We start from the raw sequence: 18574 nt of genomic DNA, 5'->3' as shown, positions 1-18574 counted from the left end.
TTTTTTAATCATCATACCACATCATCAATACGCTTACCACTTACAAAATTTCACCCTTGCCTTCATCGGTAATTTTTACGCGTATGATTTTCCCGCTATTTGGATTTTGGGCATTAATAATTTCATTGTGCACGGCATTTTGTCTTGCCACAAGGACTATTTCCGTTGTAATACCACCTTCACGACTAAAGACACGAATCTTATCTCCTTTTTTTACGATGATTCTTGGCTTGATTTTATCTTTTGTAATAGCTGTATCTACGCGAATATAGCTCTTCGCTCCACTATTATAAATCTCTTGTGTGCTAATGTATTCTGCACCTACTCGCTCAAAAGTGATACGCTCTGCGCGCGTATTTTGCGGTGTTAAAGTATCATTAACATTAATATTTTGCGTGCTTTTAAGCACTTCAAGCGTTCCTTCAAGCATATAAGCAAAAGTGATTTTTTTGATATGTGAATGCTCTCCAGTGCGATACTTCATCACAAAAGTGCCGTTGTTTTTTTTTAATGCAGGAGGTGCTAATTCATACTCAAGTAATTCATATTGTTGTGGCAATACGCCTATTGGACGCACGAGTAGCTTTTTTATCTCGAGACTTTTACCATAATGTTGAATATACATTTTTTGTATAAAATCCAATGCCTTATCTTCGCGCATATCACTTACAAAATTAAATTCTACAAATTCACTCTCAAAAGAGCTAATCTCATATCCATAGCGCGCAAAAATAAGCTTTATATCTACACTTTTAAGTTTAAGAGTGAATTTATCAGGAGGTAGAGTAGCAATCTTAAAACGCTTATCTATTTGAGGAAATATATCTGTTGAATAAATATTATTTTTGCTCACTTGATAGCTCTTTTGCAATGAGAGTTTAGATGGAGGGATAGAAATATCATCTGCGATTAGATTTATATTCGCAAAAATGACAAAAAAAAGAAAAAATTGTTTCATTCGCATACCTTTTGCACAAATGAAGCTAGAATCACGCGCTCTAATCCGGAAAAATTAATCCTAAGCTGACACTGACTTCCCTTACCCTTTATAGATTCTACTACACCTACACCAAAGAGTTTATGTTGCACTTTCATACCTTTGCTAAATACCACTTCTGCTTCTTCTTGTATAGATTGAGTTTTATAAAGACTTGGTGCATTATATACGCCCAATAATCCACTTTCTCTTAAAAAACGCGATTGTTCAAGCCATTCTCTTTTACCCCTACGCAATCTGCTTTTTGCCGAACATAATGTAAGAAAATCTTTCGCTCTTGTGATTGCCACATAGCCTAATCGTCTCTCTTCTTGTATTTCATCTTCATCATTCCAAAGAGGAAAAATACCCTCTTCAAAACCAATCACATATACATATTTAAACTCTAATCCCTTAGCCATATGTATGCTCATACAACTCACATATTCTCCTGTCAATTCATCAGTAGGACTTGCCAAAGCAATATCATTTAAAAAATCTTCAACTTGATTGCTTGGATTAGCAATAGCATAATCACGAAACATACCATAAAATTCCTCAATATTTCCCTTTCTATCTACCTCATCAAGCCTACTGAATGTAAATACAATATGCTCTTGCATATCTTCAATCACATCTGCTAAATCTGTATATTTACGCCAACGTTCAATATTTTGAGTAAGCTCCAAAAGTGCATTATATGCCTTTTCTCCAATGGCTTCTTTGCTCTGCTGTGTATATTGGGTAATACTTGAAAAACAAGAGGTATTGAATGTTCGCGCAAGTTCTTCTAATTTAAGTTGTGTAATCTTACCAATCCCTCGTCTAGGGCGATTAATAATGCGTAAAAATGAATAATCATCATTAGGATTAACAATTAATCGCAAATAGCAAAGTAAATCTTTAATCTCTGCTCGTTCATAAAAGCGCACTGCTCCAATAATTTTATAGGGAATCTTAGCACGATTAAAGCCCTCTTCAATACTCCGAGAGAGTGCATTTACACGAAACAAAACTGCAATTTCGCTCGGATTTATACCTTGAGAAAGGAGCGTTAAAATATCTTTAGCAAGAAATTCCGCTTCTGTGCTTTCATTTTCACTTTCTATTACTCTTACATTTGCTCCAGCACCTTTGATACTCTTTAAATTTTTACCCAAACGCTTACTATTGTGAGAAATAAGTGCATTTGCAGCATTAAGAATCTGCTCACTTGAGCGATAATTTTCCTCTAACTTAACAACCTTTACTTCATCAAATTCCTTAGGAAATCCTAAGATATTCTTCACATTTGCTCCACGCCACCCATAAATACTCTGATCATCATCACCTACAACACAAAGATTAGTATGAGCAAGACATAAACGTTTAAGGATTTTATATTGAATCTCATTAGTATCTTGGTATTCATCAACCATAATGTAGTGATATTTTTCGCTCATTTGCTTTGCTATATTGTCATTTTTAAGCAAAATTGCATACGTAAGATAAAGCAAATCATCAAAATCAAGTAAATTTTTATTCAATAAATAATTTTCATATTCCCCATAGATTCTATTCATTAGCTTATATTCTTCACTATGGGCATAAGTTTGTGCTTGTTCGGGCGAAAGAAAGGCATTTTTCATATCTGAAATATAATAATCAAGCTGTGAAATAGGACGAATCTTGCACAAAGATTTTAAAATAGCGCGTTTATCATCAGTATCAAGCACTACAAAATTTGCATTTCTCCCAAGTGCAGTAATATGAAAGCGTAAAAAAAGTAGTCCAAAACGATGAAAAGTGCATAAAAGCGGTGGAGATTCATATCTATTATGCAAAAGTGTTAAGGCTCTCTCTCTCATCTCCTGCGCAGCTTTATTAGTGAAGGTAAGTGTAAGTGTGGCACTTGGGGGAATCCCAACCTCATCAATCAGATAAGCTAAACGTGTTGTAATTGTTTTAGTCTTACCACTCCCTGCTCCTGCAAGGATAAGCATTGCCCCATCAATATGTTCAACTGCTTGCTTTTGAGCGTCATTAAGCGAAACAATAGTTTGCTCAAGTGTTTGTGGAACAAGTGGTTGAACAGATGAGAGAGATACCGGCATCTTATGGTTTTATATCTTTAAGACTTTTTTCTACAACAGAAAAATCTGGCTTTTGGGATAGATAAGGCTTAACTTCTTCATCGCTTAGCTTTTTCCAAACCTTTGTCTCACCCATAAAGCCAGATTTATCAATACTCCCGCGCAACTCAAGTGTATTGCCCTTAAGCGTTACTTTGGCATAATACTCTTTTCCTGAATCAAAATTATATACCTTGCCATTTTTAAATACATCACTCTTACCCTCTCTTACGAGATTATAGACAAATACACTCCCCTTATCAAGACGATTTCTAAGAGCTGGATTCTCATTATTGACATCTTTTTTGGGTAGCGAACCATCTACATTAGCAAAACCATAGGCATAGTATTTATCACCTTTTTTAAAAAACTCCACAATACTTTGCTGTCCTTTCTCACCTTTATGAGTCATATAATAACCCTCTAGCTCTGCTCCATAAATAACTGCCGTAGATAAAACCAAAATCAATATTATTTTTTTGTAATTCATTTGTTTCTCCTTATATATTCATAAAAAATAATTAAACCTTAAATGGCACAAAATTCGCTTTTGTTTTTTAACTAATTTTGCAAGTATAACAAAATTATATTAGAATAGCACAATTTAAAAAACACTGAAAGGGTCATATACAAATGAAATATGGTGTTATAGTAAAATGCCTCACATTATGTAGCATTCTTATGTATGGAATGCAAAAAACACCTATAAAATATTTCTCAAATGATGTCCAGCCAAATGAAGCTCTACAAGAAGTTGCTAAAACGCGTCAAGATTTACTCTATGAGGTTGCAGGAGTAAAGATTCCCAAACCAAAAGACCCACGTGAGGGCTTATATGCACTTGTTAATGTGGGCGTAGTTTTCACACCTTCACTTGGCTCAAGTAGTATGCTAGGAATAGAAACAGGATATGATTTTATATTTGGCAAACATCATTCATTGCGCATATTTGGATTTTTTGACCGCACGAATTATGGTGCATTTGGAGATTTTGAATTTGATGCTAATAAGCCTAATAAAATGCAAATTTATCGTGGAGGATTTTCTGCTGAATATAGAATCTATGCCACGCGCTACATAGGATTTCGTATGCGACTTGGTTCATTTGGAGCTTATAGCTTCTCACGCACAGATAGTGCAGCTCTTCCCACTCTTAGCACTAAGCGCACTAAATGGTTTTATCCTACTTTTGCTTTTGGACCAATTTTTATCTACGGCAAACATCACGAGCTTTTTGTAGGCTATGATTTACTTGATTATGAAAAAGAACGCGGTATGAGTGTAAATTATCTTAAATACTCATATAAATTTTGATTAAAGGAGATTCTATGCTTGATGTTAAACAACTCTATTTAAATGCGAATGCTTTGCTTAAAGGACACTTCCTCTTAAGCAGCGGAAATCACTCTGACCACTATCTCCAATCAGCACGTGTATTAGAAAATCCAGCCATTGCGCAGCAATTAGCCAATGCCTTAGCAGCACAAATTAAAGATTCTCATATTAAAGTTGAATGCGTATGCTCTCCTGCTCTTGGTGGAATCCTCGCAGGGTATGAACTCGCAAGAGCTCTAGGTGTGAGATTTATTTTCACAGAACGAGTTGAGGGGCAAATGCAGCTAAGAAGGGGCTTCAAAGTGGCAAAAGATGAAAAAGTGCTTGTATGCGAAGATATTATTACTACTGGTGGTTCAGCTTTAGAATCTGCTCAATGCGTAGAGTTTGAAGGTGCAAAAATAGTCGCTTACGCAGGATTGGCAAATCGGGGATTCTGTAAGCGCGTAGGCTCAAATCTCCCGCGCAAAAAAGAGGCGCGATTGCCAGAGCACATCCCGCTTTTTGCACTTGAAGATTTTGTATTTAATATGTATGAGCCGCATTCCTGCCCTCTGTGTGATGCAGGAGAGCAAAAAGCAATTAAACCCGGTAGTCGCGGTAATTAAATGCTATGGGAACGCCTAAACGTTGGCGGAAAATAAAATCCGCACAAAAGACAACCCCCTTAGCACATAGCGTAAAAAAATCTCAATGGATAAATATATATAACTTCTCACTCAAAAAGCAATTACAGCTAATGCACGCGAGTGAGCGGTTAAAAGCATTTATCACTGATATGTTTATGATTAATATGCCTCTTTTGTATCTTACCACTTATGTTTTTTTAGATGGCAAAGAGGCTTTTACGCACAATCAAAGTGTTATTTTTGCCTGTGGCATAGGCTATGGATTTATTACTTCACTTTTTTTAGCACTCTCTAGCCAAACACCCGGTTTCCGATATATGCACCTTCAACTTGTGCGAAGCGAATCTAACTCAAATAAATCCACGCAAAACATTGCTTATTGCAAAGTAGGCTTTTTGAGGGCATTTGCGCGTTATGTATTATGGGTAATTGGCACAAGCTTTTTATTTGGAATCCTCATCGGAATATTGCGCCGTGATGGTAGATGTCTGCACGATGTGCTGTGCAAAACACAAGTAATAAGCCAAGATGATGAGTCTATTACTCATCAAACACTCTCTTAAAAATCGCATCAATATTTTTTGTATAATACTCATAAGCAAAGCATTCCTTGATAGCCGCCTCACCAATAAACCCCACTAGTTCAGAATCTGCTAATAAATACTGCAAATACAAGCTCTCTCCTTTTTCATTCACCACTGCTTTACCCTCTTGTAAATCCTGCCATACTTTCATCGCATTGCGTTGCACGATTTTATACGCATCTTCACGACTAACGCCCTTTTTAGGCAACTCTAATAAGATTCTTTGTGAAAACACAAGCCCACCGGTTAAATTAAGATTTTTCATCATATTTTTAGGATACACCACAAGCTTATCAAGCAATCCCTTAAGTCGCACAAGCATAAAATCAGTAGTGATAAAACTATCAGGCAGGATAAAACGCTCTACGCTTGAGTGGCTAATGTCTCGCTCGTGCCAAAGGGCGACATTTTCCATTGCTGGCAGAGCAAAAGAGCGAATCATTCTACAAAGTCCGGTGATATTCTCACTTAGCACTGGATTGCGCTTGTGTGGCATTGCACTACTGCCTTTTTGCCCTTTTTCAAAATATTCCTCCGCTTCATACACTTCTGTGCGCTGCAAATGCCGCACCTCAACAGCAATTTTTTCACAACTACTAGCTAGAAGTGCCAAATCACTCATTAATCGTGCATATCTATCACGCTGAATGACTTGATTGCTCACAGGAGCGGGTTTTAACCCCAAATCTTTACATACAATTTCTTCTAGCTCAATAGGTGTATGTGCGAGATTTCCCATTGCTCCGCTTAACTGCCCCACAGAGATGACTTCCAAAGTAGATTCCAAAGCCTTTAAATGCCTTCCTAGCTCATCATACCAAATTGCCAAAACGAGCCCAAAAGTAATGGGTTCGCCGTGGATTCCGTGAGAGCGTCCTACCATAAGTGTGCCTTTGTGTTCCATCGCCCTTTTTTTAATCACTTCACGCACCTGCTTAATATCCTCTAAAATAATCTTTAGAGAATCTCGCATTTGCAGCGCCACAGCCGTATCAATACAATCACTTGAAGTAATCCCATAATGCACCCAGCGCGATTCCTCACCTAAGCTTTCAGCCACACTTGTAGTAAAAGCAATTAAATCGTGCTTTGTAACTGCCTCTATTTCATCAATGCGCGCAATATCAAACTTTGCATTCTTGCATATTTTGTCACAATCATCATCAGGGATAAGCCCTAGCTTATTCCACCCGCGCACTAATGCCTTTTCCACCTCTAGCCACGCAGAATATTTAGCATTTAAATCCCATAGTTTTTTCATTTCCTCGCGTGCATATCGCTCTATCATACTTTCTCCTTAATAATACAATTTTCCGCTTAAGTTCTACTATGTTATGGCAAAGTGTTAAATTTCATAGCCAAAAATTCATTATTGTAAATCTCATCAATTAAAGCTCAAATTTTGCCATTATAATAAATCTTAGCTTAATATGCTACAATCTCATTTAAGATTTAACTCTATTAAGATTCCCTACTTACTAAGGATATTTTTATGAATGTCGCGCTTTTACAGCTTCCATCACTTATGTCCTCTGACACAAAGCTTGAAAAATATTTTCAAACTTGCAAAGCGAAAAAAGTCAAGCTTGTAGCTCTTGGAGAATATGTCCTTAATCCTTTTTTTAAAGAATTTGACACCACAAACCCTAAAGAAATGGCGCATACTCTCTCTGCCGATACGCTTTCTGTGCTCCATAAACTCTCTAAAAAATACAAACTTGATATTATCGCTCCACTACTTATGAGAGAACAAAATAAACTTTATAAATCTATCGCTCTTATTCAAAATGACAAAGCACAATTTTATCATCAGCAAAAACTCATTGCTTATCCACATTGGAACGAAAAAGCCTTTTTTGATAATAAAGTCTCAAAATCCCCGCAAACACCGCTTATTTTTGAAAAAGATGGCTTTAAAATAGGTATTGTCGCAGGCTTTGAAATACATTTTGATGAAATATGGCTCAAGCTTAAAAAAGCGCAGGTAGATGTGGTATTCTTGCCTTGTAGTAATACTTTTAATTCCAAGATGCGATGGCGCAATCTCTGTCAAATGCGTGCTTTCCTTAACTCTATGGCAATCTTGCGCATTAATCGCGTTGGGGAGCTTTATTATGAGCAAACGCCTTGGAGATTCTATGGAGATAGTCTTTTTATCAACGCAAATGGGCATATTGAAGAAAGCTTAGGTGATAAAGAAGAAATGATGCTTGTTGGGCTTGATTTAACACATATTCATCAAATACAAAAAGAATGGCAGTTTAGAGAATAATTGTTTAGAATCCTTACGAAACATCAAATTGCAAAATTTTCATTTTGACTTTATTGTTATAATCATCGCGCATAAGTTCAAATTGCACATTACCGCTTTGTCCTATTTCACGCATTTGTGGCACAAAAAACTCTATGGCTTCAAGCAACACGCCATTGCTTTTATCGTTCAATATGTAGCTCAAATGCTTTTTATCTCTGCCAAGAGGCTTAAGAGATTGGATTTGAAGATTCTCACACAAAAATATAGGCTTTGGATTTCCCTCGCCAAAAGGTTCAAAGCGCTCACAAATCGCCAAAAGCTCCTCATTAATACTCGCACTCTCAATCACACCAAGTATTGCATTTTCTTTTATATCATCAAATATGAGAGCAGATTCTAAAGCATTTATGAATCCCTCTAATTGTTCTAACTCTAAACTTATCCCCACTGCGCCACTATGCCCACCAAAACGCAAAAGATGCTTACTTAAAGGCGTGATACTTGCAATAAGATTAAGCCCTCCAAAACTGCGCCCACTCCCCTTAAGTATGCCATTGCTATAACTCAATACAAATGCGCTCTTACCTTTTTCTTGAGCAAGTGAAGAAGCAACAATACCAAGAACGCCTTCGTGCCAATCCTCTCCATAACTCACAATAATATGTTCAGATTCTATATTTGGCATTTGTGCAAGAGATAGAATCTCACTCTGCACACTTTTGCGCTGAACATTGAGTTCAAAGAGTTTATCATAGATTCTAAGTGCATCTACAACACTTGGAGCAAGCAAAAAATCCAAAGCTAAATTTGCATTTGCCATACGCCCAGCACAATTAAGCAATGGCACAATGGAAAATGCAAGATTCTCTGCATTGATAGTTTTAAGCTTAGAGCGTATCAACAAAGCAAGAGGGCTTGAAGAGTTGCGAAGTCGCTCTATGCCTTTTTTTACAAGTATGCGATTAATCCCCACAAGCGGCATAATATCTGCAATACTTGCCAAAGCAAGATATTCTAAAAATTCGCCCATATCTATTGAGGCGCCAAGAATCTGTTTTATCGCAGCGCAAAAATACCACGCTACCACTGCTCCACAAATTGATTTTTGTATAAAGCTGCAATCAGCCATATAAGGGTCAATAATCACATCAGCTTGAGGCAATGTATTTGCGGGTGTATGATGGTCTGTAATGATAAATACAATATTGTGCTCTTTGCACCAATCTCCTGCACAAAATGCGTTTATACCATTATCTACACTTACCACAATAGAAGCATTATTTGCGTATTTTTCCAAAAGTGCAGCACTCACTCCATAGCCATCAATAAAACGATGAGGAATAACAAGCCTAAATTTTTCATAACCTAAACGCTCAAAAAATCGGCACATTAGCGCACTTGCACATATTCCATCAGCATCATAATCCCCTACCACAAGAATCTCTTGCCCTTTATTCATACATTCTACCACTTTTTGTGCGCCTGTAAGTGCGTGTGTAAGTGAATCAGGCTTGGGCAAATCACGTAAGGTCGCTATACCTTGCTCTAAATCACGCTCTAAGAGCATCTGTAAAAGGGTATCTTTATCAATCTGACGCATTTTTATACCAATTTATTTATGTCTTTTTATGTGCTAAAGTTTCTTTCACAAAAGCCAAAATGACAGGATTAGGGTTTTGCAATCGCGAAGTAAATTCAGGGTGAAACTGCACTCCAACAAACCACGGGTGATTTGCAAGCTCAATAGATTCTATAAGTCCATTGCTCTCTCCACTTACAATCATACCATTTTTTTCAAAAAGTGCGCGATAGTGAGGATTTGCCTCGTATCTATGACGATGACGCTCTTTAATAAGTGTCTGTTTGCCATAAGCCTCATAAAGCTTTGTGCCTTTTTTGATATGGCATTCATACTCACCCAAACGCATTGTTCCACCCATAGGTGAAGTATGCGTGCGTAATTGCACCCCACCTTGCGAATCGATAAAATTTTCAATTAAATATATCACAGGCTCTTTTGTTTGTGGATCAAATTCAATAGAGTTTGCTTCGCTCATTCCTAATACATTGCGCGCAAATTCAATGAGTGAGAGCTGCATACCTAAACAAATACCAAGTAATGGAATCTGCTGGATACGCGCATATTTTATTGCCTCTAATTTACCTTCAATGCCCCGCTCGCCAAATCCTCCCGGTATAAGAAGAGAATCTACATCATATAAAAGCGCAAGATTATCTACTAAAATCTCACTATCAATCCATTTGATATTTACACGTGTGTCGGTGTTTGCTCCTGCGTGTATAAGAGATTCTATTAAAGACTTGTAAGATTCTTTGAGGCTTAAATATTTGCCGACAAAACCAATGGTTATGTTTGATTTGGGTGCAATGATTTTTTTTACAAGCATATCCCAATTATCCATTTTGGGTTTTAATTCGCCCAACTCCAAATGCCTTGCAATAGGAGTAAGTATGCCTTCTTCTAAGAAATTAAGAGGACATTTATAAATACTCTGCGTATCTTGAGCCACTATCACACTATCATTATCAACATCACAACTCAAAGCAAGTTTGCGCTTTAACTCTTTGTCAAGATTTTTCTCACATCGCGCTACAAGAATTTGTGGAGAAATACCAATGCGTCTAAGTTCTTGAACGGAATGTTGGGTAGGCTTTGTCTTTAGCTCTCCTGCTGCACGCATAAGAGGAATAAGCGTAATATGAATAGAAATAACTTGTTTGCCTCCTAGCTCGTGCTTCATCTGTCGCATAGCTTCAAGATAAGGCATACCCTCTATATCACCAACTGTTCCACCAAGTTCTACAACAAGAAAATCACTTCCCTCTCCTGCAAACTTGATACGAGATTTAATTTCATCAACAATATGCGGCACAATCTGAATGGTTTTGCCTAAATATTTACCCTTGCGCTCATTTTCAATCACAGACATATAAATTTGTCCTGTGGTAAAATTATTTTTTTTATGGAAATCTTTATTCAAAAACCGCTCATAATGCCCTATATCCAAATCTGTTTCTGCTCCATCACAGGTTACAAAAACTTCTCCGTGTTCTAATGGACTCATCGTGCCCGGATCAACATTAATATAAGGGTCAATTTTTAAAATTGATACACTATATCCGCTCTGTTGAAGTAAAGTTGCGATGGAAGAAGAAGTAATACCCTTACCAAGGGAACTTAAGACACCTCCTGTTACAAAAATATATTTTACTGCCATTAGCTAATCCTTCATAAATTTTGATGTAATCATAATAAATGAGTAGTTAAAAGCTTGTTAATTTACTTTTTTTTGTATTTTATATTCCATAATATGTTTTTGATAATTTTTATAAATTACAAGGAGCATAAATTGTTACATACTCTCATTATTTTTGTTGGCTTGTTTATCTGTGCTTATGCCTTGCCAAGTATTATTTTAGCTATTTTACAAATACGTCATATTAAAGCTGAATTACAAAAACCTGCCATTTTGTTAGAATCTGAGGATTACCACCAAGCAGGAGAGTATGCTATTGCTTCATTACGTCTTGATATAATAAATCGTGTCCTTGAAATTATTACTTTTATTCTATGGGTAAGTTTTGGCTTTAGCTTACTTCAAAAACAACTTGATATATTTATGCCACATTCTTTGAATCCTATATGGCAAAGTGTGGCTTTAGTGCTTAGTTTTATGCTTATAAGCAGTATCATTGAATTACCCTTATCTATTTATAAAACTTTTGGGCTTGATAAGAAATTTGGATTCTCCAAACAAACACCGAAACTTTTTATTATTGATTTATATAAACATTTTCTTTTGAGTTTAATTGTTGGTGGTTTGATTGTATTTTTGCTCATTTTTATCATTGAAAAAGTTGTATTATGGTGGATTGTGGGCTTTATCGTTCTGCTTAGTGTAGTTATTCTAGCTAATTTTGTTTATCCTACACTCATTGCTCCACTTTTTAATAAATTCACTCCCCTTGATGATGAAAACCTCAAAGCTCGCATAGAATCCTTACTCAACACCATAGGTTTTAAAAGTAATGGTATTTTTGTTATTGACGCTTCTCGGCGCGATGGACGACTTAATGCTTATTTTGGTGGACTTGGCAAAAATAAAAGAGTGGTGCTTTTTGATACTTTGCTTGATAAAATTAGTGCTGATGGCTTAATTGCGATTTTAGGACACGAACTCGGGCATTTCAAACACAAAGACATACTTAAAAACATTGCAATTATGGCGTGTGTGCTTTTTGTGCTCTTTTTTATTGTAGGACATTTACCTCCACAACTCTTTGACGCACTGAGTTTGGCACATAATGGTGCAGGGATACTTATCGTAATGCTCCTTATTTCACCTATGATTGCTTTTTGGTTTATGCCTTTAATTGGTTATTTTAGTCGTGAGGCAGAATACGCAGCTGATGAATTTGGAGCGAATCTTTCAAGCAAACATTGCCTTGCTGATGCTCTAGTATGTCTTGTGAATGAAAATAAAAGCTTTCCAAGCTCTCACCCTGCTTATATTTTCTTCTACTATACTCACCCACCACTACTGCAACGACTTAAAGCATTAGATTATGATATGTAGTATTGACGAGCTTTTAGAAGATTCTATTTCCCGTCTTTCTCAATCTGATGTTACCTTTGAACTTAAGCCTAGATACGAATCCGAAATCCTCCTTTCATTTCTACTAGGTGTCCCACGCACCTATCTTCACACTCATAGTGCGCAAAATATAGAATCTACTCTTGCGCAAAGATTCTATACACTTATAAATGAACGTGCAAAGGGCAAGCCTATTGAATATATTACACGCCAAGCAAGTTTTTATGAGAGAAGTTTTTATGTTGATGAGCGCGTATTAATTCCGCGTCCGGAAACCGAAATACTCATTGATAAAGCAAATGAGATAATTAAAGGGGAAAAAGTAAATTTTATAGCAGAGGTAGGGGTAGGTTCAGGCATTATCACTACTACACTTGCCATTATGCACCCACAATGTTACTTCTTTGCCACAGATATAAGTGAGCAAGCCCTTGAGGTGAGCAAACTTAATATTGCCACTTATGCACCAAATGCAAATATTACACTACAATGCTGCTCCCTGCTTCCCGCGCATATAAACCCACAACTTATCATCTCAAATCCTCCTTATATTAAAGATGATTATCCTATAAGCGCACCGCTGCACTATGAGCCCAAAATTGCACTTTTTGGCGGAAAAGATGGGTTGGGGATATTAAAATCACTCATTAACGAATGCGCTACTCGTAAAGTATGGCTACTATGCGAAATAGGCTATGACCAAAAAGATGCACTTGAACACATACTTTTACAATCTCGTGCAAAAAATATAACATTCTATAAAGATTTAAGTGGCTGGGACAGGGGATTTAGTGCTTATTTTGGTATATAAAAGGTGTAGTATAATCTAACTTTAGTCGCCCTTTTGAAAAATCAATCAAATCTTGCATACTTTTAACAAAAGGCGGAAACATCATTGAAGCAATTTCAAAAACTCTAAAGCTTGTGAGTGCATCAGCATAAGCGCGATGAGTAACTGCTGTGCGTATGCCTAAAAATTCATTTAAAAACCCAAGAGCATAACGAGGAGAAAGAATCGTTTTTTTGGCAAGCTCAATCGTGCAAAGCTTAGGATTAAGTAGCCCAAACAAACCACACTGACGTAAGTGATAATCTACAAAGCCATAATCAAAATTTACATTATGAGCCACAAATACATCTGTGCCTAAAAATGCCCTAAATTCTCCTAAAACTTCTTTAATTGAAGGTGCATAAGCAATATCTGCTTGGCAAATACCTGTAAGCTGCGTAATATTCTCTGGCACTTCATCAGCATAAACATAGCTTTCAAATTTATCTATAATCTCCCCACCTTTTACTTTAAGCGCACCAATCTCAATAATTTGACATTGTTGAGGTTTAGCCCCATTAGTTTCAATATCTACAAAAACTAAATTGCCTTTTTGCCATTCTTGGTGTTGTGTGCTTAGACTAAAATATGATTCTCCATTGTGTTTTTGCACATACAAAGGAGCACCGGAACCCTTAAGTAGTTCAAGTTCAGATGCTATATCTGCATAAAGTCCGCCGATATTTTTTACATAAGTATAAAATTGTGCCTCGCTCATAGGCTTTTGACGGAGTTTTTCAAAAAGCTGCTGATATGTCATAGATTCTATCTAAGTGCGCTAATAGCTTGAGCATAATCAGTTGAGCCAAAAATAAAACTCCCAGCTACAACTATATCAATTCCTGCATTTTTGAGTATGTCAATATTTTTATCACTCACTCCTCCGTCAATCTCAAGCAAACAAGAAGGATTGAGTCTATCACGCATTTTTTTAAGATTCTGTAATTTTTTGACACTATGGGGGATAAAACTCTGCCCTCCAAAACCCGGATTTACACTCATAAGCAATACCAAATCAATATCAGGCAAAATATACTCTAAGCTTTGCTCGTTAGTGTGAGGATTAAGCACTACACCTGCTTTTACGCCGGATTCTTTAATATACCAAATGAGGCGATGCAAATGTTGCACTTCCTCAATATGCACACTCATAAATGCAGGTTTTAAAGGCAAAAATAAATCCACAAAAAAGGGAACATTTTTTACCATAAGATGAATATCTAAAGGTTTGCTTGAACTCTTGGCTATGCTTTGCACAATCATAGGACCCATTGTGAGATTTGGCACAAAATGTCCGTCCATTACATCAATATGCACAAAATCACACCCTGCTTTACATATATCTTCCACCTCTTGCCCTAATTTTGCAAAGTCTGCAGAAAGCATACTTGGGGCTACTAATATATCTTTGTTCATTACTTATCCTTATGATAAAATCCTACATATATTTTAGCATAATATCGCTGTAAGTCTTGCACTGATTATTAAGGAGATTGTATGCCCTTATTTTATTCATTACGTCCATTACTCACTCCATTTACGCCTACGCTCATTTATCCTCTACATCATTTACCTAAGCCCAAAAGTCCTTTTATACCCTATGGGTTTAATATTTCTATACAAGAAGGAAAAGAAATCATCGCACACATAGAATCTTCTCAAACAAATGCGCCCAAAGCAATTATCATTTTTGTGGGTGGATTTTGTGATACAATTATGCGAGCTGTATATAGGGAATTTGTGGCATTTAATGAACCTTTTTGTCTTAAACTCTATATAAGTTTTAAATGCCAAAAACTTTTTACTTTATGGCTACCCATACTTACAAATATGGGATTACCGCTTTTTATCATTGCACATTCTTGGGGTGCAAGTAATCTCAATAAAGTTCTTCAAACAAAGATTGCTGATAATATACACTTACATTACTTACTTACGCTGGACCCTGTGGGTTATAATACACCTCACACACGCCCTAGTGGCATTAGATTATGGGAAAATATTTATATTTCTCATAAAATACAATACTTGCGCCGCGATAATATCATTGCTCTTATTGGACACGCGTGGAATAATATTGAAGTAAGTGATTATAATGCCTCATTATCTAAACCAGCTCATCACGCAAGTATCAATCAAATGATAAACACTTCACATTTTTACCAAGAGCTTACAAAAATCATCAAATCTTAATCCTAAAATGTTATAATCGCCTCTATTTTTATACACGAGGAGAATCTATGATAAGCATCATTATTGATTCTTTAAGAGAATCTGCCCTACATATTGATAGTCTTTTAAAAGACACTTCCACAAGCTATCTGCAAAGCATTAATGCAAGTGGCGATATGCAACTTGAAATTGATGTAAGGGTTGATAAATTTTTAAGCGAAAAATTACTTAATCTACCTTGTGTAAAGGCTATCTGTAGTGAAGAGCAAGAAGAAATAATGTATTCAGAAAATAAAAATGCACCCTATATTATTGCTTATGACCCTCTTGATGGCTCTTCGCTCATTGATAGTAACCTAAGTATTGGCACAATTTTTGGCATCTATAACGAAGAGTTAAGTGCAAAACATCTTATTGCTAGTGGATATATTATTTATGGACCGCGTCTTGAAATGGTAGTGGCTCAAGAGCAAGCTCTGCATTATCGCTATAATGGCAATATGTGGCGCAATCTTGGTGCATTAGCTCTTAATACAAAAGGTAAAATTAACGCGCCCGGTGGCACACAAAAGCATTGGGAAAACAAACACAAAGCAATGATAGAATCCCTTTTTGCACAGGGGTATCGTTTGCGCTATTCTGGAGGTATGGTGCCAGATTTGCATCAGATTCTTATTAAAGGTGGGGGGCTTTTTAGTTATCCTGCCACGAGTGATGCTCCTAATGGCAAACTTCGCAAACTTTTTGAAGTATTTCCCTTTGCATTTGTGTATGAAAAAGCTGGAGGATTTGCTACAAATGGCACTTATAGAATTTTAGAGCTTGAAGTTGCTCACCTACACGATAGCACACCTTGTTTTTTTGGTAGCCAAAGTGAAATGAACCTTGTAAAGGAAGTCTATGAGTGAGCCTATAACAGATGAATACACACAAAATCTCAATGACAAAACTACTCTCTTGCAGCAATGCCAACAAAACAAAGGTTATATATCTTGTTTAAAATGTGAACAGCTTATAGGTTGTCAAGTGCGACAAGAGTATGTCAAAGCAGTCTATGAGAGTATGTCAAAAGGGCAACACGGCGATTTTGATTTTAATTAATGTATACAAAGGATAGAAAATGAGTCAAAAAATCCTCATAACCTCCCCTATTTATTATGTGAATGATATTCCTCATATTGGGCACGCTTATACAACCATTTTATGTGATATGCTTAAAAAATTTTATCAACTACAAGGCAACGATGTAAAGTTTCTCACAGGCACAGATGAACACGGACAAAAAATTGAACAATCCGCACAAAAGCATAGCCTAGACCCTCAATCTTATGCTGATAAAATTAGTATAAGATTCAAAGAGTTGTGGAATGAATTTAATATAGATTATGATATTTTTGTGCGCACCACAGATAATATGCATTGTCTAAGTGTACAAAAAGCCTTTGAAATAATGTATGCTAAAGGTGATATTTACAAGGGGAGCTATGAGGGACATTATTGTATTTCGTGTGAGACTTTCTTTACTCAAAAGCAACTTAATGAAAATAACGCTTGTCCTGATTGTGGCAAGCCTACACAGATTGTGCAAGAAGAAAGTTATTTTTTTGCCCTAAGTAAATATCAAAATAAACTTTTGGATTGGTATAAATCTCACCCTGATTTCATTTTACCACAATTTCGCCAAAATGAAATTATCAAATTTGTAAATGAAGGACTTAATGACCTCTCCATTACGCGCACAAGCTTTGAATGGGGTGTGCCACTCCCGCATAATCCCGTGCGTAAAGATGACAAAAAACACGTGATGTATGTGTGGCTTGATGCACTTTTAAGCTACTTAAGCCCTCTGGGTTATCTTTCAGATAGTGCAAAAATGCCTTATTGGGAGAATGCAATACACTTTGTTGGTAAGGATATTTTGCGATTCCACGCAGTGTATTGGTTAGCATTTTTAATGAGCCTTGAGCTACCTTTGCCACAGCACATTTATGCGCACGGCTGGTGGACAAAAGATGGAACAAAAATGAGCAAAAGCATTGGCAATGTGATTAATCCAAAAGAAGTTGCAAATGCCTATGGTATAGAATCTTTGCGATATTTTTTGCTTAGAGAAATGCCATTTGGACAAGATGGAGACTTTAGCCAAAAAGCCTTTATTGAGCGCATTAACGCTGAACTAGGTAATGATGTAGGCAATTTGCTTAATCGCCTTATTGGTATGAGTGAGAAATATTTTGCGCTCCAAGTCGATTCTGTGCAAGTGGAAATGTTTTTTGCCCCTGAACTCAATGAGCTTAAAAATATCATTGCCCAAGCACAAGAAAAAATGCTCTCTATGCAGCCACACCGCTATGTTGAAGAGCTGTGGAAAGCTTTTGGACTGGGCAATAGTGTCATTACCAAATATGAACCTTGGAACCTCATCAAGTCTCATCAAACAGATAAGGCAATGGCTTTGCTCGGCTTGATTGCTAATATTTTAGCCCAAAGTAGCCTTTTACTCTATCCGATTATGCCTCAAAGTGCGTGTAAAATCGCCAACACGCTCAATTTTGATATTAATGCACAAAATTATGAAAAACTTATTAAACAAGGACAGCTTCTTGCCTCTTTTAAACTCAATAAAATTCCTCCACTTTTCCCTCGTATAGAATCTCCTTTACTTGCAGAATCTCCTACCAATACCAAGGAAGATTCTCAAAACAAACATACACCTGAAAAAACAGGACTTATTGATATTAAAGATTTTAGCAAAATTGATATACGCGTAGGAACAATCATAGAATGCACTCCCATAGAAAAAAGTGAAAAACTCCTAAAATTAATGGTAGATATTGGTGAATCTAAGCCACGTCAGATTCTTTCAGGTATCGCTCAATACTATACCCCTCAATCTCTTATAAATAAACAAATATGCTTGATAATCAACCTCAAACCAGCCAAACTTATGGGAGAAATCAGCGAGGGAATGATACTTGCTAGTAAAGATAAAAACGGCTTGTCTTTGCTTGGTGTAGATAATCCACGAATCAATGGAAGTCCGATAAGTTAAATTTCTTAAGGAAAAA

At 36.5% G+C, this 18574-nt stretch carries 18 protein-coding genes; 10 read left to right on the top strand and 8 right to left on the bottom strand.

The genetic code is table 11. From position 1 onward, the window contains the following. Positions 1–40: 40 nt before the first annotated feature. The 3 genes from flgA to HH_RS06560 are packed head-to-tail and all read right to left on the bottom strand — an operon-like array spanning position 41 to position 3577. Positions 41–958, bottom strand: coding sequence for a flagellar basal body P-ring formation chaperone FlgA (gene flgA, locus HH_RS06570; protein ID WP_011116199.1), 918 nt, complete (start codon positions 956–958; stop codon positions 41–43). Further along, positions 955–3069 (bottom strand): ATP-dependent helicase, encoded by a 2115-nt coding sequence (locus HH_RS06565; RefSeq protein ID WP_011116198.1) that lies wholly within the window; start codon positions 3067–3069, stop codon positions 955–957. Before HH_RS06565 ends, flgA begins: the two co-directional genes overlap by 4 nt. 1 nt (position 3070) lies before the next feature. Continuing rightward, positions 3071–3577 (bottom strand): DUF2147 domain-containing protein, encoded by a 507-nt coding sequence (locus HH_RS06560; protein WP_011116197.1) that lies wholly within the window; start codon positions 3575–3577, stop codon positions 3071–3073. 143 nt (positions 3578–3720) lie between these two features. On the opposite strand from HH_RS06560, the gene HH_RS06555 reads away from it, so the two are divergent. The 3 genes from HH_RS06555 to HH_RS06545 are packed head-to-tail and all read left to right on the top strand — an operon-like array spanning position 3721 to position 5614. Beyond that, positions 3721–4401, top strand: coding sequence for a hypothetical protein (locus tag HH_RS06555; protein WP_011116196.1), 681 nt, complete (start codon positions 3721–3723; stop codon positions 4399–4401). A gap of 14 nt (positions 4402–4415) precedes the next feature. After that, positions 4416–5030, top strand: coding sequence for an orotate phosphoribosyltransferase (gene pyrE / locus HH_RS06550; protein WP_011116195.1), 615 nt, complete (start codon positions 4416–4418; stop codon positions 5028–5030). Positions 5031–5035: 5 nt separating this feature from the next. After that, the gene (locus HH_RS06545) at positions 5036–5614 is read left to right on the top strand and encodes an RDD family protein (protein WP_011116194.1); all 579 of its coding nucleotides are present in this window, start codon (positions 5036–5038) and stop codon (positions 5612–5614) included. On the opposite strand, the gene purB is transcribed toward HH_RS06545, so the two are convergent. After that, the gene (gene purB / locus HH_RS06540; protein ID WP_011116193.1) at positions 5592–6923 is read right to left on the bottom strand and encodes an adenylosuccinate lyase; all 1332 of its coding nucleotides are present in this window, start codon (positions 6921–6923) and stop codon (positions 5592–5594) included. The two genes, HH_RS06545 and purB, sit on opposite strands and share 23 nt — an antisense overlap. A gap of 204 nt (positions 6924–7127) precedes the next feature. Here purB and HH_RS06535 point away from each other — a divergent pair, with 204 nt between their 5' ends. Next, a complete protein-coding gene (locus HH_RS06535; RefSeq protein WP_011116192.1) occupies positions 7128–7907 on the top strand; it encodes a carbon-nitrogen hydrolase family protein in 780 nt (259 codons plus the stop codon). A gap of 13 nt (positions 7908–7920) precedes the next feature. Here HH_RS06535 and recJ read toward each other — a convergent pair whose 3' ends face one another. Together recJ and pyrG are read right to left on the bottom strand one after the other, a co-directional pair. Further along, positions 7921–9489, bottom strand: a complete 1569-nt coding sequence (gene recJ, locus HH_RS06530) for a single-stranded-DNA-specific exonuclease RecJ (RefSeq protein ID WP_011116191.1) — start codon at positions 9487–9489, stop codon at positions 7921–7923. 16 nt (positions 9490–9505) lie between these two features. Then, a complete protein-coding gene (gene pyrG, locus HH_RS06525) occupies positions 9506–11128 on the bottom strand; it encodes a glutamine hydrolyzing CTP synthase (RefSeq protein WP_011116190.1) in 1623 nt (540 codons plus the stop codon). A 132-nt stretch (positions 11129–11260) separates the two neighbouring features. On the opposite strand from pyrG, the gene HH_RS06520 reads away from it, so the two are divergent. Together HH_RS06520 and prmC are read left to right on the top strand one after the other, a co-directional pair. Then, positions 11261–12487 (top strand): M48 family metallopeptidase, encoded by a 1227-nt coding sequence (locus tag HH_RS06520; protein ID WP_011116189.1) that lies wholly within the window; start codon positions 11261–11263, stop codon positions 12485–12487. Then, entirely contained in the window at positions 12477–13316 is an 840-nt protein-coding gene (gene prmC, locus HH_RS06515; protein WP_011116188.1) for a peptide chain release factor N(5)-glutamine methyltransferase, read from the top strand. Before HH_RS06520 ends, prmC begins: the two co-directional genes overlap by 11 nt. On the opposite strand, the gene HH_RS06510 is transcribed toward prmC, so the two are convergent. Both HH_RS06510 and rpe read right to left on the bottom strand, forming a co-directional pair. Continuing rightward, complete coding sequence (locus HH_RS06510) at positions 13294–14094, bottom strand: 3'-5' exonuclease (protein ID WP_011116187.1); 801 nt, start codon at positions 14092–14094, stop codon at positions 13294–13296. The genes prmC and HH_RS06510 overlap by 23 nt on opposite strands. Before the next feature lie 5 nt (positions 14095–14099). Further along, positions 14100–14750: a ribulose-phosphate 3-epimerase gene (gene rpe / locus HH_RS06505; RefSeq protein WP_011116186.1), complete on the bottom strand. Its 651-nt coding sequence runs from the start codon at positions 14748–14750 to the stop codon at positions 14100–14102. An 81-nt stretch (positions 14751–14831) separates the two neighbouring features. Between rpe and HH_RS06500 the strand changes: the two genes are divergently transcribed. The 4 genes from HH_RS06500 to metG are packed head-to-tail and all read left to right on the top strand — an operon-like array spanning position 14832 to position 18558. After that, positions 14832–15527, top strand: coding sequence for a hypothetical protein (locus tag HH_RS06500; RefSeq protein WP_011116185.1), 696 nt, complete (start codon positions 14832–14834; stop codon positions 15525–15527). 50 nt (positions 15528–15577) lie between these two features. After that, positions 15578–16414: a class 1 fructose-bisphosphatase gene (locus tag HH_RS06495; protein ID WP_193328821.1), complete on the top strand. Its 837-nt coding sequence runs from the start codon at positions 15578–15580 to the stop codon at positions 16412–16414. Next, positions 16407–16607, top strand: a complete 201-nt coding sequence (locus HH_RS06490) for a hypothetical protein (protein ID WP_011116183.1) — start codon at positions 16407–16409, stop codon at positions 16605–16607. The genes HH_RS06495 and HH_RS06490 overlap by 8 nt, the downstream gene beginning before the upstream one ends. Before the next feature lie 19 nt (positions 16608–16626). Further along, positions 16627–18558 carry a methionine--tRNA ligase gene (gene metG / locus HH_RS06485; protein WP_011116182.1) on the top strand — a complete coding sequence of 644 codons (1932 nt, stop codon included), beginning with the start codon at positions 16627–16629 and terminating at the stop codon, positions 18556–18558. Positions 18559–18574: the final 16 nt, after the last annotated feature.

Source organism: Helicobacter hepaticus ATCC 51449 (genome assembly GCF_000007905.1).
Lineage (GTDB): Bacteria > Campylobacterota > Campylobacteria > Campylobacterales > Helicobacteraceae > Helicobacter_C > Helicobacter_C hepaticus.
The sequence above is the reverse complement of the archived record's forward strand: the minus strand, read 5'-3'. Positions and strand labels throughout refer to the sequence as shown.

What these genes read in the sequence shown, in the direction of transcription:
- flgA (WP_011116199.1), bottom strand. Translation starts at nt 958, where the DNA reads ATGAAACAATTTTTTCTTTTTTTTGTCATTTTTGCGAATATAAATCTA.
- HH_RS06565 (WP_011116198.1), bottom strand. Translation starts at nt 3,069, where the DNA reads ATGCCGGTATCTCTCTCATCTGTTCAACCACTTGTTCCACAAACACTT.
- HH_RS06560 (WP_011116197.1), bottom strand. Translation starts at nt 3,577, where the DNA reads ATGAATTACAAAAAAATAATATTGATTTTGGTTTTATCTACGGCAGTT.
- HH_RS06555 (WP_011116196.1), top strand. Translation starts at nt 3,721, where the DNA reads ATGAAATATGGTGTTATAGTAAAATGCCTCACATTATGTAGCATTCTT.
- pyrE (WP_011116195.1), top strand. Translation starts at nt 4,416, where the DNA reads ATGCTTGATGTTAAACAACTCTATTTAAATGCGAATGCTTTGCTTAAA.
- HH_RS06545 (WP_011116194.1), top strand. Translation starts at nt 5,036, where the DNA reads ATGGGAACGCCTAAACGTTGGCGGAAAATAAAATCCGCACAAAAGACA.
- purB (WP_011116193.1), bottom strand. Translation starts at nt 6,923, where the DNA reads ATGATAGAGCGATATGCACGCGAGGAAATGAAAAAACTATGGGATTTA.
- HH_RS06535 (WP_011116192.1), top strand. Translation starts at nt 7,128, where the DNA reads ATGAATGTCGCGCTTTTACAGCTTCCATCACTTATGTCCTCTGACACA.
- recJ (WP_011116191.1), bottom strand. Translation starts at nt 9,489, where the DNA reads ATGCGTCAGATTGATAAAGATACCCTTTTACAGATGCTCTTAGAGCGT.
- pyrG (WP_011116190.1), bottom strand. Translation starts at nt 11,128, where the DNA reads ATGGCAGTAAAATATATTTTTGTAACAGGAGGTGTCTTAAGTTCCCTT.
- prmC (WP_011116188.1), top strand. Translation starts at nt 12,477, where the DNA reads ATGATATGTAGTATTGACGAGCTTTTAGAAGATTCTATTTCCCGTCTT.
- HH_RS06510 (WP_011116187.1), bottom strand. Translation starts at nt 14,094, where the DNA reads ATGACATATCAGCAGCTTTTTGAAAAACTCCGTCAAAAGCCTATGAGC.
- rpe (WP_011116186.1), bottom strand. Translation starts at nt 14,750, where the DNA reads ATGAACAAAGATATATTAGTAGCCCCAAGTATGCTTTCTGCAGACTTT.
- HH_RS06500 (WP_011116185.1), top strand. Translation starts at nt 14,832, where the DNA reads ATGCCCTTATTTTATTCATTACGTCCATTACTCACTCCATTTACGCCT.
- HH_RS06490 (WP_011116183.1), top strand. Translation starts at nt 16,407, where the DNA reads ATGAGTGAGCCTATAACAGATGAATACACACAAAATCTCAATGACAAA.
- metG (WP_011116182.1), top strand. Translation starts at nt 16,627, where the DNA reads ATGAGTCAAAAAATCCTCATAACCTCCCCTATTTATTATGTGAATGAT.